General features: G+C 51.4%; 9 protein-coding genes. All 9 read right to left on the bottom strand.

Annotated elements, in window-relative coordinates; all coding sequences use genetic code 11:
- Positions 1-11: 11 nt before the first annotated feature.
- Positions 12-2,729, bottom strand: coding sequence for a DNA mismatch repair protein MutS (gene mutS / locus EKM73_RS06580; protein ID WP_125701177.1), 2,718 nt, complete (start codon positions 2,727-2,729; stop codon positions 12-14).
- 28 nt (positions 2,730-2,757) lie between these two features.
- Positions 2,758-3,555 carry a TIGR00282 family metallophosphoesterase gene (locus EKM73_RS06575; RefSeq protein ID WP_125701176.1) on the bottom strand — a complete coding sequence of 266 codons (798 nt, stop codon included), beginning with the start codon at positions 3,553-3,555 and terminating at the stop codon, positions 2,758-2,760.
- A gap of 227 nt (positions 3,556-3,782) precedes the next feature.
- Positions 3,783-5,342, bottom strand: coding sequence for a ribonuclease Y (gene rny, locus EKM73_RS06570; RefSeq protein WP_125701175.1), 1,560 nt, complete (start codon positions 5,340-5,342; stop codon positions 3,783-3,785).
- A 247-nt stretch (positions 5,343-5,589) separates the two neighbouring features.
- Positions 5,590-6,708: a recombinase RecA gene (gene recA / locus EKM73_RS06565; protein ID WP_125701174.1), complete on the bottom strand. Its 1,119-nt coding sequence runs from the start codon at positions 6,706-6,708 to the stop codon at positions 5,590-5,592.
- 89 nt (positions 6,709-6,797) lie between these two features.
- The gene (locus tag EKM73_RS06560; protein ID WP_125701173.1) at positions 6,798-8,048 is read right to left on the bottom strand and encodes a competence/damage-inducible protein A; all 1,251 of its coding nucleotides are present in this window, start codon (positions 8,046-8,048) and stop codon (positions 6,798-6,800) included.
- Between the two features lie 683 nt (positions 8,049-8,731).
- Positions 8,732-9,319: a CDP-diacylglycerol--glycerol-3-phosphate 3-phosphatidyltransferase gene (gene pgsA, locus EKM73_RS06555; protein ID WP_125701172.1), complete on the bottom strand. Its 588-nt coding sequence runs from the start codon at positions 9,317-9,319 to the stop codon at positions 8,732-8,734.
- Between the two features lie 70 nt (positions 9,320-9,389).
- Positions 9,390-10,334, bottom strand: coding sequence for a helix-turn-helix domain-containing protein (locus tag EKM73_RS06550; protein ID WP_125701171.1), 945 nt, complete (start codon positions 10,332-10,334; stop codon positions 9,390-9,392).
- A gap of 112 nt (positions 10,335-10,446) precedes the next feature.
- Positions 10,447-11,751, bottom strand: a complete 1,305-nt coding sequence (gene yfmH, locus EKM73_RS06545; protein ID WP_164508876.1) for an EF-P 5-aminopentanol modification-associated protein YfmH — start codon at positions 11,749-11,751, stop codon at positions 10,447-10,449.
- On the bottom strand, positions 11,726-13,006 hold the full coding sequence (gene yfmF / locus EKM73_RS06540; RefSeq protein WP_125701169.1) for an EF-P 5-aminopentanol modification-associated protein YfmF: 1,281 nt from the start codon (positions 13,004-13,006) through the stop codon (positions 11,726-11,728). Before yfmF ends, yfmH begins: the two co-directional genes overlap by 26 nt.
- Positions 13,007-13,324 lie beyond the last annotated feature (318 nt).

Below are 13,324 nucleotides of genomic sequence, written 5' to 3'. Positions count from 1 at the left end.
TCCTCTCAGACTTACTTCGATAATTTTTGTTGCCACTTGTAGACCTGACTCATCACGTCCATCGGCGTCATCCCCATCAGGTTCAAGTGACTTAATTGTTCGATAACCTTGGCTTGGGCCGGATTCATTTCCGGTTCATCGCTAAATAATGATAATTGTTGATCCGTATCCGCCGTTGATGGCGCTGCTTCAGTTGGCGTGGTTTGCTCAACCGGCATCGGAGCTGGTTCAGCGGACGGTGTGGTCGGCGTTTCAACTGCCGCACTAGCCGCGACAGTCTCGGTTGCCGTGTCAGTCGTCTTCGTCCCATCGACCTGTTCACTAGGTACCGCCACGGCTGGTTTCTCCGCAGCTTCCTCTTCCAAATCAGTCAGGATCACTTCCGCGCGTTGTAATAACGGCGTTGGCATCCCCGCTAATTTGGCCACGTGAATCCCGTAGGACTTGTCGGCGGGACCCGGTTGCATTTGGTGCAAGAAGACCAGGTCGCCATCGCGTTCTACGGCGCCCACGTGAACGTTGCGCAACTGCTTTAAGGAATCTTCCAGCGCGGTCAGTTCGTGGTAGTGGGTCGAGAACAGCGTCTTGGCGTGAACCTTGTCGTGGACGAATTCAATGATTGCCTGAGCTAAGGCCATCCCATCGTAAGTCGCGGTCCCCCGGCCAATTTCGTCGAATAGAATCAGACTGTTAGCGGTGGCGTGGCTCAGCGCGCGGTTGGCTTCCTGCATTTCGACCATGAAGGTACTCTGCCCAGAAATCAGGTCATCGGCCGCCCCAATCCGGGTGAAGATCTGGTCAAAGACGGGCATCTGTGCGGCCTCAGCCGGTACGAAGCACCCCATCTGTGCCATGATCACGGTCAGCGCCAGTTGCCGCATGTAGGTACTCTTCCCGGACATGTTAGGCCCAGTGATCAGAAGGACATTGGTCTGGTCATTCATGGAAACATCGTTGGGCACGTAAGACTGGCGGCCCAATACCTTTTCCACGACCGGATGCCGGCCCTGGGTGATCTCCAAATCATGGCCCGCAATCAGCGTGGGTTTCACAAAGTGGTAATCTTCACTGACAACGGCAAAACTCTGGAGGACGTCCAGACTAGCAATCGTCGCCGCTAACTTTTGTAGCCGTGTAATGGCCTTCTTGACCTGTTCACGTAGGTCGACGAACAGCTTGTATTCGAGCGCCGTGGACTTCTCCTCGGCTTCCAAAATCAAGCGTTCCTTTTCCTTCAATTCCGGTGTCGAGAACCGTTCGGCATTGGCCAGCGTTTGCTTGCGTTCGTAACGGTCGGCGGGCAACTTGTCGAGGTTGACCTTAGTCACTTCGATGTAGTAACCGAAGACATGATTGTAGCCGATCTTTAGGTTATTGATGCCGGTTACTTCACGCTCGTGGGCTTCCATTTCGGCCAGCCACTGCTTGCCGTTACGCATGGCGTCACGGTACTCATCGAGTTGGTCACTGTAGCCGTCGCGAATCACGCCACCATCCGTCACGGACAGCGGTGGTTCAGGCATAATGGCATCCCGAATGGCTTCGGCCACGTCTTCCACCGGATCGAGTCCATTGAGCATGGGTTCAAAGACTTTTTCACCCAGATCACCAATCGTATGGGCAATCTGAGGAACCTGTTCAAGCGACGTCTGTAGCTGAATCAGGTCACGGCCATTGACGCTCCCAAAAGCAACCCGACCGGCGAGTCGTTCCAGGTCATAGACTTTGACCAACTCGGCCTGTAGATTGCTGCGTTCGAAGTAGTGATCGAGTAAGACGCCGACCTTTTCCTGACGATTCTCAATCTGTTTACGATCAATCAACGGCCGATCGAGCCACTGTTTCAACAAGCGCCCACCCATGGCCGTCTTGGTCTCATCCAGAAGCCAGAGTAAGGTCCCCGACTTCTTCTTCGTCCGTAAATTCTGGGTAATTTCTAGATTTGACTGTGAAGAATGATCCATCTTCAGAAAGGCAGCTGGTTGGTAGGCCACGGCCCGCTGTAAATGGGCTAGGCTGCGTTTCTGCGTAACTGTCACGTAGGTCACCAAGACGCCGATGACCTGCTTCAAGAGGTCGCTGGTCAGATCCTGTGCCACGTAACTCAGCTCGGAGCTCCCTTGGATATCATCCTGTGACGAAATCATCATGCCCAACTGTTTGCACCGGTCCTGCAACGTCTGACTGACCGTGGTATCGACCACAACTTCCTTGGTCTGTAAACTCATCAGTTCATTGATGACGGTGTCGACCGTATTCAGTTCGGCCGCCTTCAATTCACCGGTAGACAGGTCGGTATACGCCAGCCCATAGTGCGTGGCATCGGTCATGGTGAGCGCCGTTAAGTAGTTGTTGCGTTTGGCCCCGGCCGCACCGGTATCCGTCTGGGTCCCAGGCGTAACCAGCTGAATGACCTCGCGTTTAACCATCCCTTTAGCCAACTTAGGATCTTCCATCTGTTCACAAATGGCGACCTTGTAGCCTTGATCGACTAAGATGTCGATGTAGCTCTGCACGGCCTTGTGCGGCACCCCACACATGGGAATGGGATTCTTGGCACTGTGACTCCGCGTGGTCAGGGTCAATTCAAGCAGTTGAGAACCCTTCACGGCGTCCTCGTTAAACATTTCATAGAAGTCCCCGAGCCGGTAAAACAGGAAGGCATCGGGATACTGGTCCTTAATCTTTTGATATTGCTCCATCATGGGCGTCGTTTTCGTCATGGAAATTGGTTCATCCTTTCACTTCACTAAAAACTTAGCTTTGGTACGGGTGTTGTGGACTGATTAAAATCGGCCGAATCCGTGAAGCGTGGCCGGTCTTGTCATTTAAGTCGACGACACAACCGGATAAGAGTCCCGCACCCTTTTCTTGAACGGTATAGCGCGTTGGCCGCTGATTCTCGAAGCGTTCGATCACACTGTCGGCCTGCATCCCCAGGACGCTGTCGGCGGGACCGGTCATCCCAACTTCCGTCAAGAAGGCCGTCCCGTGCTTCAGCACCTGAGCGTCGCTGGTTTGGACGTGGGTGTGTGTGCCAACAACCGCGGATAATTGGCCGTCATAGCGCATGGCGAAGGCCCGCTTCTCACTGGTCGTCTCGGCGTGGAAATCGACGAAGACAAAGTCGGTATCCAATTCGGGTAGGAGATTCTTCATCGTCGCAAAGGGATCATCCATGGGATTCATGAAGACCCGGCCCTGCATGTTCACCACTGCCAGCACCTGTTGGTTGACCTTAACCTTGGTCCAGCCTTGCCCCGGTGTGTTGTCACCAGGAAAGTTAGCGGGCCGCACCAGACGATTGGCACCGCCAATAAAGTCGTAGAGTTCGGCGTTATCCCAGGTATGGTTCCCCATAGTGACCACGTCGGCCCCGTCCTTTAAGAGTTGCTTGTAGATACTTTGACTGATACCACGACCGACTGGGGTTGAATTTTCCCCGTTGACGATGGTGACCTGGGGCTTCAAGTCCCGTTTTAACTGTGGCAGGTACTCGTGAATCATGTCCACACCGATATTTCCAACAACGTCACCAACAAAAAGAATACGCATCTTCGTTCCCCTATCTGTGACCCCACGTGGGTCCTCATTGACCGGTCTGCCCGATCATTCTTAGTTTCATTCTATTCAATCGATTCAAATCGCCTGGTTGGGTATAGCCAGAAGTAACTCGAACCGCTTCACTGTAATTCTGTCAATTGCATACGGTCTATTTTACCATGGATTAACCGCTAATGACGTAAAAAAGCTAGGACCATAATTGGCCTAGCTTCTCTGACTTATTTCGCATATTCAACTGACCGGACTTCCCGAATGACGGAAACTTTGACGTGACCTGGATAATCCAAGTCGCCCTCAATTTGCTTCTTAATGTCTCGTGCCAAGACAACGGCATCCGTATCGGAAATCTTCTCTGGCCGTACGATGACTCTCACTTCACGTCCCGCTTGGATGGCGAAACTGTGGTCGACACCATCAAAGGCATCGGCAATCGTTTCTAACTTATCTAAACGGTGAATGTAGCTTTCAAGAGAATCAGAGCGTGCGCCTGGACGGGTCGCCGAGATTACATCGGCGGTCCCAACCAGTTCCGCAATCACAGACTGCGAAGCCGTTTCATCCGCTTGAGCGGCGATGGCATTTACTACGACGGGACTCTCACGATATTTCTTCGCGAGATCGACTCCGGTTGTAATGTAAGAGCTGTCGTCCTCATGTTCAGCGGCACGGCCAATATCATGTAATAATCCTGCACGTTTTGCTAACGTAACATCCTCACCGAGTTCAGCGGCTAAGACCCCAGTGATCTTGGCAACCTCAATTGAATGGGTTAAAGCGTTCTGCCCATGAGAAATTCGGAAATTCAAGCGGCCGACCAACTTGACCAATTCGGGATGCATCGAGTGAATCCCGAGGTCAAAGGTCGTTTGCTCGCCAAGCTCCCGGACACGTTCGTCCAGTTCTTTCTTGGCTTTAGCCACCATTTCTTCAATCCGTGCCGGATGAATCCGACCGTCTTGAATCAACTTCTCTAAGGCAATCTTCGCAACTTCTCGCCGCAATGGGTCGAAGCCACTTAAGACGACAGCTTCCGGCGTATCATCGATAATCAAATCAATACCGGTCAACGTTTCCAGCGTCCGAATATTCCGACCTTCACGACCGATGATTCGGCCCTTCATGTCGTCATTAGGTAATGTCACCACAGAAATTGTGGTTTCGGTAACCATGTCGGCAGCGCTGCGTTGAATCGCTGACACAATCAGGTCTTTGGCGTTGGCCTCGGCCGTCTTGCGAGCTGACTCTTCGCTTTCCTTGATCATTTTTGCGCGTTCACCTGCCAGAGCCGTCTTGGCCTCTGAAATAATCAGGTCCCGTGCATCGTCCTGGGATAAGGCGGCAACAGCTTCCACTGCTTCCTGCCGTTTTTCAATCAGTGAGTCTGCTTGTTGTTGCTTCTTCGCTAAATTCTGTTCTTCACCACTAAGCTTTTTGTCTCGGCGGTTCAACGAATTTTCACGTTTTTCCAGAGAATTGTCTTTCCGGTCTAACGTTTCTTCCCGTTGAATCAAACGATCTTCTTGCTTCTGAACTTCGGCACGACGTTCTTTCAGCTCTTGTTCGACTTCCGCGCGATACTTGTGACTGTCCTCTTTGGCCTCTAGAAGCGCCTCTTTGGTAGCAGTCTCAGCTTGTTTTTTGGCTTCGGCAAGGACACCTTGTGCAGTGAACTTGGCAGCATCTAGCTTACGTTCGTAGACAGATTTACGATAATAATACCCGCCCACGACACCAACAACGATAGCGATGATTGCGAGGATTATAATTGGAACACTCATGATTCCACCTCCGCATCATCAAAAATGACTAATTTAAAAATCAGACTTTTCAAGATGTTGATATGATAACTGACGCAACTTCAATTTTAATGGTTGCCATCAACGCTGTCAACTAAACTCCTCGGAAAGTGCTGCCAATTTCGCCATTCTCGTGTTGTCGGTGTTTCTATCAACGACACCCAGTCGTTTCCCGCTGTGCCATCGGGGTATGAAAAAGGTTCGGAACCTACGTCCCGAACCTTATGCCCTACTTACCTTGCGGCTTGTTGGGAATCAATTCACTTTGTTGGGTTGCTGGCTTCTTGCCATCCTTCTTGGACTTGTTCTCGTCCTTGGCGGCATCGGCCTTCTTTGGTGCTGGTGTCTCGTCGCCATCGACGTTAACCCCATACGCCGTCCGAACCCGCGTATTAACCTCAGCCATCATGTCAGGGTGATCAGCCAGATACTGCTTAGCATTTTCACGTCCTTGGCCAATCCGGTCTTCACCGTAAGAGTACCAAGACCCACTCTTGTCGACGATATCTTTTTCAACCGCCATATCTAAGAGTTCACCGGTCTGAGAAATTCCTTGACCATACATGATGTCGACTTCAGCCCGCTTGAATGGTGAAGCCACCTTGTTCTTAACGACCTTGATTCGCGTCCGGTTACCGATAACATCGGTCCCGTCCTTGATCTGCTCTGCCCGGCGAACTTCCAACCGAACAGTGGCATAGAACTTCAGTGCCCGACCACCAGGCGTGGTTTCGGGGTTACCAAACATAACCCCAACTTTTTCCCGAATTTGGTTAATAAACAGGGCAATCGTCTTTGTCTTGTTGATTGAACCGGAGAGCTTCCGTAAGGCTTGGGACATCATCCGCGCTTGTAAACCAACGTGGGCGTCACCCATTTCACCTTCGATTTCAGCTCGAGGAACCAATGCGGCCACGGAATCCACGACCACGATGTCAACGGCACCACTAGAAATCAGAGCATCTGCAATTTCCAGCCCTTGTTCACCAGTATCTGGTTGTGACAGCAAGAGACTGTCAATGTCGACACCCAATGCCGTTGCGTAGGCTGGATCCAGGGCGTTTTCAGCATCAATATAAGCTGCTGTCCCGCCACGCTTCTGAACTTCAGCGACCGCGTGTAAAGCTACCGTGGTCTTCCCTGAAGATTCTGGTCCGTAGATTTCCACGATTCGTCCACGAGGATAGCCACCGACTCCCAAAGCCACATCAAGGGCTAACGAGCCAGAAGGCACAGTCTCCACCTGCATATTAGTATTGTCGCCTAACCGCATAATGGAGCCTTTACCAAAGTCTTTTTCAATTTTCTTCAGCGCTTTGTCCAGCGCCGCTTGTCGTTCGTCAGCCATCAAAATCCTCCTTAGGTGCGTTACATTTCAAGTAATACTATACCGATATGTTCGTCAAAAATCAAGTAAAAAGAGAACAATTGTTCCCTTTATTTTTGATCTCGTAAAATCCGTCGTAGCCAATCCAGGGCCTGCATCACGGCTCGTTCCCGAACCTTCGCCCGATTACCGGTCAAATGGACCAACTTCGCCTGTGGCGCCTGATGACGTTGCGCTAAGCCCAACCAAACCGTCCCGGCAGGCTGGCCCTCGAGGTCATCTGGACCTGCAACACCGGTGAAGCTCAGTGCAAAGTCCGTGTCCAGCTTCTGGCGTGACCGTTCTGCCATCTCTTGCGCCGTGTGCTCGCTAACCACACCGTCCGTGTCGATAACCTGTTGTGGAATACCCAACAGGTCGCGTTTGGCCTCATTGGCATAGGTTACAAAACCACCCGGAAAGACAGCTGAGACGCCGGGGACATCCCCCAGGGTGCTCTGAAACTTACCAGCGGTCAAACTCTCCGCCGCCGTAATGGTCAGATGTCGATCAATAAGCGTGTTGACCACGACCTGTGCCAGGCTGTTGTCATCACCATAGCCGTAGAGAAAATCTCCAACGCGGCTCTGAATCGTCGCCGTCATGTCGGCCAACAGCTGATTACCCGCCGCCGTGGATGGTGCCGCGGCCGTCAAACGTAACGTGACCTCGTTGACCTTGGCATAAGGTGCAATCGTTGGATTCGTCTGTTCGTCGATCAGATCGGCCAGCTGAGTCACTAAGTCCGCCTCACCGATGCCGAAGAATCGCAAGACTCGTGATACCAAAAATTCTTGACGCCGATAAGCTTGTTTCAGCAGGGGTAACGCCTCATTTTCAAACATAGGTTCCAATTCACTTGGTGGCCCAGGTAACAGCATCAGATCTGCCCCATTAGGATCGCGATAGAAGGACCCTACAGCCATCCCGGTGCTGTTCTTAAGCAGTGTGCTGCCTGCCAAGTAAAGTGCCTGCAGGCGATTGTTAGGGGTCAATTTTTGGCCGGTCGTGGCGAAGTGTTGCTGAATCTTGGCCATGGCTGGTGCATCCTCAACTAATTTAACACCCAACAGCTGTGCCACCGTTTGTTTCGTCAAGTCATCCTTAGTCGGTCCGAGGCCCCCACTGATGACCACCAGATCACTACGCGACCGCGCCTGATTGACCACAGTCGTCAACCGATCGGCGTTGTCGCCTACCAAAGAATGGTAGTAGACTTCAATCCCGGCATCCGCCAATCCTTGCGCGATATAGGCCGAGTTCGTATCCACCACTTGCCCCAGCAAGATTTCAGTCCCAACCGCAATAATTTCCGCTTGCATGTTACCCCTCCTGCAGGTTACTTAACTTAACTCCGTAAAAAAATCGAAATTAAACGTCAAACACCCAAAGTTTTTTTAAAAATTTTTTCTTCTCATTTAGTCAAACCCGCTTCAACTAGCCACACGGCCTATCGGGCAAGACTTTGATCACCCGTCGCGTTATAGAACCGCGTGCTAGGCTTCTCATTTAATTTTTCAATTACAGACTCCAGCATAACACCGGTGGCCAAAAATCACTGGCAATTACATTCAAAATACGGCATTTTTTTGAGAGGATTCCAGAAGTGTGTGCGCGAAGAGTCACCCAAAAAATTAACGATAAAGCCAAGATAACCCCCGTCAAACGAATCGACGGAGGTTATCAGATCTAGCTACAGAATGAATTGAATATTATCGTGAAACACACGTGGTCAATCCACATGTTCACCGTTAAACTAACTTTCCGGCAGAGACGAACCAATCACGTTTTAAGCCCATGTAAGCCGCAGAGTTGGTGAAAATGGGCTCAGCTGTGGGAATTCTCTTAGCGGCGCTTTAGGCCGGTTAGAGAATTGGGAACTTTGAGACGCGCTTCTCAGAGGCTCAAAGTTCAGTTGGAAGACCGCTCTCTGGCTTCCAACGTCCGCCCTCAGCGACCCGGCCCATTTTCACCAGCTCGGAGGCAATAGCAGAGATTAAAACCGTTATTCTGCGGAGGAGTCGGCGAAGACTTGCCGGTTCTGCACAAAGTAGTCGATTCCAGAGTAAATCGTGAAGAATAAGCAAATGTAGAAGAAGATCAGCGCCATTGGAATGTGAATCGTCGCAAAACCAATGTTATTCAACAACAGGAGAATGATCCCCACCATTTGCGTGGTGGTCTTGATCTTCCCTGGCCAAGCAGCGGCCAATACGCGACCTCCAGTCTCCACAACGATCAAACGCAAACCGGTCACGGCTAGCTCACGGCAGACAATGATTGCGGCCCCCCAAGCGGGAATGGCCCCCATGTCGACCAGCAAGATGAAGGCCGTCATGACGATCATCTTATCCGCCAATGGATCGGCGAATTTTCCGAAGTTAGTGACCAAATGTTGTCGCCGAGCAATCTGACCATCCAAGAAGTCGGTGATTGAGGCCACGGCAAAGACGATAGCCCCCCAGATTTGGGTGACTGGAATCGAGGTTCCGAGCCACACAACACTTCCCCAGTTCAGGGGTAGGACTAGTAACAATAGAAATACAGGAATCAAAATGATCCGCATAATGGTTAAGCGATTTGGTACGTTCACGAACTTTTCCTCCTTAAACATCTCTCACGAAAAAAGCGAGGCGGTCGCCACGGACCGACCCGCTTCTTCATTATTTGAATTCCAAAGTAACCGTCTGAACTTGACTCGTCGTTGTCGTGCTTGAGCTGGAGCTCGTTGTCGTAGTCGTCGTATCAGAGGATGAGCTGCTAGTAGCTGAACTCGTCGCCGTGGCTGACGTAAAGTCAAACGTCTTGCCATCGACCTTAACCTTCGTTTCAGGAGCATTCCCGAACTTAAAGGTTACACTCGTTGCGGAACTTGGGATGGTCATCGTGTGAGACGTTGCTGAAGACAAAGTCCCTTGCCAAGTCGTTGCGCCGCCAACACTAACGGCAACCCATGCACTACTAGAAGCAGACAAGGCAACCTTTGGCTTGGATGAAGCGTTCTTCATTTCCCAAGTTGAACCAGAAGTCGTCGTGCTCAATTGTTTGAAGCTAGGCGTCTTGGTCTTCTTGGAAGAAGACTTAGAGGACGTGCTGCTAGACTTCGAACTGCTGCTAGAAGACTTGTTAGAACTGCCGGATACACTGACAGAACTGCTGTCAACGTTGTCCTTCTTGGTGCTACTTCCATTGTGGGAAGCAGCAACCCAGATACCGACCAATACGACGAGCACAACAATAACGATTCCGATCACTGGAATCGTCCGCCGTAGCTTAACGTAACGGTCATCGACCTTCCGTTGTTGTGAACGGGTCTCCGGATTGTTTTCGTTGACCTTGTCCACATACTCCTGCGTCTGCGTACTAGGCAGCGCGCTGTCAAATTGCTTTAAGAGTTCTGCGCCGTCCAAGTCGACCATGTCCGCATATTGCTTGATGAATGCCCGGACGTAAAAGTCGCCGGGAAGTTCATCAAAGTTTTGGTCCTCAATCGCAATGAGGTACCGCTTTTGGATTTTAGTCGTCTGTTGCAGGTCATCCAGCGTGAAGCCCTTAGCAATCCGGGCGTCGCGGAGGGTTTTCCCCAATGTTATTTTGTTTTCACTCATTTTTAATTCTCCACCTGTTCAAAATTTCTCTACTAGCAGTATAGCATAGGCACCCGATCATTTTCAGCGACAGGCCCCAGAATTCATGATTTAACTGTTTCTTAAACTCCAGTTAGGGCAAAATCGTATAAACTGTCGACTGACTCTGATCCAAGAAGGCCTTGGCTGCCGTTAACAGCTCGTCAAAGGTCAATTGTTCCAGAATCGCTAGCTCGTCAAAGATGGTGGCCCCATCGAAGAGTGGCCCATCGTACTGGTTGGCGATGCCTTCCACAGAGTTGATGGCCCCAACGATCCGCCCGATGGCTTCGCGTTTGACCAAATCAAACTGTGGCTTGGCAGCGGCGAGTTGGGCGGGCGCATCCTTGAGAATGGCCGTCAACTCGCTGGCAAACTGTTCCGGTTGGTCGGTGTCCCCTGCCAGCTGAGCGAAGTGCGCCCCCCGTTGGACTTGGAAATCATAGCCAAAGCTGTCATCGATCACATTGGCATCGTACAACCGCAAGTAGTTATCCCCGGTATCGTTAAATAACAGGTCGAACATCAGGGAAACGGCCACACTGTAAGTTAAGCCATCTCGGCCGGCTGGCACCTCATCGAAACCCCGCAAGCCAATGTTGACCTTAGGCCGTGTCAACGTTAAATGCCGTGTCGTTGTTGGCACGATATCGGCTGGTTGCGCCTGCGCTGATGGAATCCGCGTAATCGGTTCGTTAGGCGCAAAGGTCTTGGCGTCCTGGTTAGCCGTGATCCAGGCCAACGCCTTCTCGGGATCCAACTGGCCCACGATAATCAGATTCATATTACTTGGGTGATAAAAGGTATTGTAGGCCGCGTAAAGGTCATCGGCCGTAATCTTATCGATAGAGTCGACCGTCCCCGCAATGTCAATGTGTAGCGGTTCCTTGGGGTAGAGGTGGCCGATCATGCCAAAGTAACTTTGCCAGCCCGGATCATCATCGTACATTTGAATTTCCTGGCCAATAATGCCCTTTTCCTTGTTGACCGTGGCCGCCGTAAAGTAGGGGTCCTGCACAAAGTCGAGCAGAATCTCCAAGTTTTCCTTGAGGTGACTGGTCGTAGCAAAGAGGTAGCTGGTCTGCGTGAAGCCGGTAAAGGCATTCGCACTGGCCCCATACTTGCCAAATAAGTCGAAAGCGTCGTGATCTTTTTTTTCAAAGAGCTTGTGTTCCAAGAAGTGGGCAATCCCATCGGGGAACCGGACGGGCGCTGTCTGTCCCCGCGGTACAAATTCATTGTCCATGGCACCATAATCGGTCGTCATGATGGCAAACGTCTTGTGGAAGCCTGCCTTGGGCACCATCAAGACCTTCAGCCCGTTCGTTAAAGTTGTTTGGTAAACCGTTTCGCCTAACCGGTCATACGTTTTCTTACTTAGCACCCTGCACACCTCCATGTAAACAATACGTTGCCTGTAAGGTTACCTGTTGGGCCACCCGCGCGACATCCGCCACGGTAATGGCATCCAGCTTCTTCTGCCACTCTGCCAATGGTTCATGTAAATGGGTCAACTGTGTGTTCAGCAGCCCAGTCAAGCGGCGCTGTGGACTATCCAACGCAGCCAAACGCGCATTTAAAAGACTCGCCTTCACTTCAGCCAGTAAATTTTCGGAAAGATTCCCCTGTTGAACCGCCTTGAGCTGTTCAGCGATAATTGCCTCAACACGCTGTTGGTTCTCTGCCTGAATCCCGGTCTGCACACTGAGCGTCCCCGTGAACGGATTGTACCCACTGCTGGCGTAATAGGCCAGACTGGCCTTCTCACGCACATTGGTAAACAGCAGGGAAAGTGGCGTGCCACCAAAGGCCGCATTAAAGACAACGGCCGCCATGAAGTCGGCATCGTCTCGATAAATTGGCAGGTGATAGGCCAAGTTTAATTTAGCCTGAACCACGGGCGCTTCGTCGTCTCCATTCTGAACGTGATCACCCAATGACCATCGATAGTAAGGCGTTGCGTCCGTGATCGTGCGGTCGGCTAAAGGCCAATCCGCCATCGCAGCCTGGGCGCGGTCCTCATCGACATCACCAACCACCGCCACGTGGACAGCGTCATTGGCTAACATGTCGTGATAGGTGCCGAGCACGTCGGCTGCGGAAAGGTCATTTAACACGTGGGTATCCCCCAGCGCACTCATGGCCTGAGTTGGCTGACCGGTGAATAACAGCTCTTGAAGCCGCCGGTTGGCCAAATATTGTTTGTCATCATCTAATGATTTAATTGCCGTTAATAGATTTTGCCGTTGTTGGGTAAAGATCATCGGATCAAAGTTCCCATCAGGCAGCAATGGTGCGAACAACACTTCCTTTAATAAGGCCATCCCCTGCTCAAACAGTGGTTGCTGGTCGTTAAAGTTATCCAAGTATTGTTCGTCAACGAGTGAGCACGTCAAGCGAATCACGTGCTTTGTCCCTAACTTGATGACACTGATACCGAAGCTGGCCCCATAGAGCCGAGAAAGCTCCCGAGCAAGTGCCTTCTGCGTGGGATAAGCCGCCGTACTGGTCTCTAATACCTGAGCCAACAGTGCGCGGGCCGTGATGGCCGTGGCTTGAAGTGGTGCCACGAAGTCCACCTTGATCCCAATAGTTTTAAATTGTTTTGTGGGTAACAAGTCCAAGGTTACCCCATCTTTTATGCGAAAATGCACGCGCTATTGCCTCCTCTAGCAAAATACTAATCGGTGTTTAATTCTAAAGGAACCGCGGCTTAAATACAAGCGACGACTGCAACGAATTCCTACGTGGGGGATGAAATTTGTCGCCTGCGGCTGCCAGAGATTCTGTCGCTGTGGAGACCGCCTGCAGCCAAAGGACGGGCTTCCGGCTCGGTTTGAAACCTCGCCCAAAATCAGGCGAGTTTCCAAACGCGTCTTGTGCTGTAAGGCCGGGAAGAAACAATCGCCCGGTCTAACAGCACTGTCACGGCTGACGCCATCTCTGGCCTCCTCCGGCTAAGCTAGATTTCA

It is taken from the genome of Levilactobacillus fuyuanensis, assembly GCF_003946395.1.
GTDB classification, from domain to species: domain Bacteria; phylum Bacillota; class Bacilli; order Lactobacillales; family Lactobacillaceae; genus Levilactobacillus; species Levilactobacillus fuyuanensis.
Note: the sequence above shows the minus strand (reverse complement) of the source record. Positions and strands in the feature narration are given on the sequence as shown.

Bases quoted from the DNA above. Each gene is read 5' to 3' on its own strand.
- EKM73_RS06575 (WP_125701176.1), bottom strand. From the start codon at position 3,555: ATGCGTATTCTTTTTGTTGGTGACGTTGTTGGAAATATCGGTGTGGAC.
- rny (WP_125701175.1), bottom strand. From the start codon at position 5,342: ATGAGTGTTCCAATTATAATCCTCGCAATCATCGCTATCGTTGTTGGT.
- recA (WP_125701174.1), bottom strand. From the start codon at position 6,708: ATGGCTGACGAACGACAAGCGGCGCTGGACAAAGCGCTGAAGAAAATT.
- EKM73_RS06560 (WP_125701173.1), bottom strand. From the start codon at position 8,048: ATGCAAGCGGAAATTATTGCGGTTGGGACTGAAATCTTGCTGGGGCAA.
- EKM73_RS06550 (WP_125701171.1), bottom strand. From the start codon at position 10,334: ATGAGTGAAAACAAAATAACATTGGGGAAAACCCTCCGCGACGCCCGG.
- yfmH (WP_164508876.1), bottom strand. From the start codon at position 11,751: ATGGAGGTGTGCAGGGTGCTAAGTAAGAAAACGTATGACCGGTTAGGC.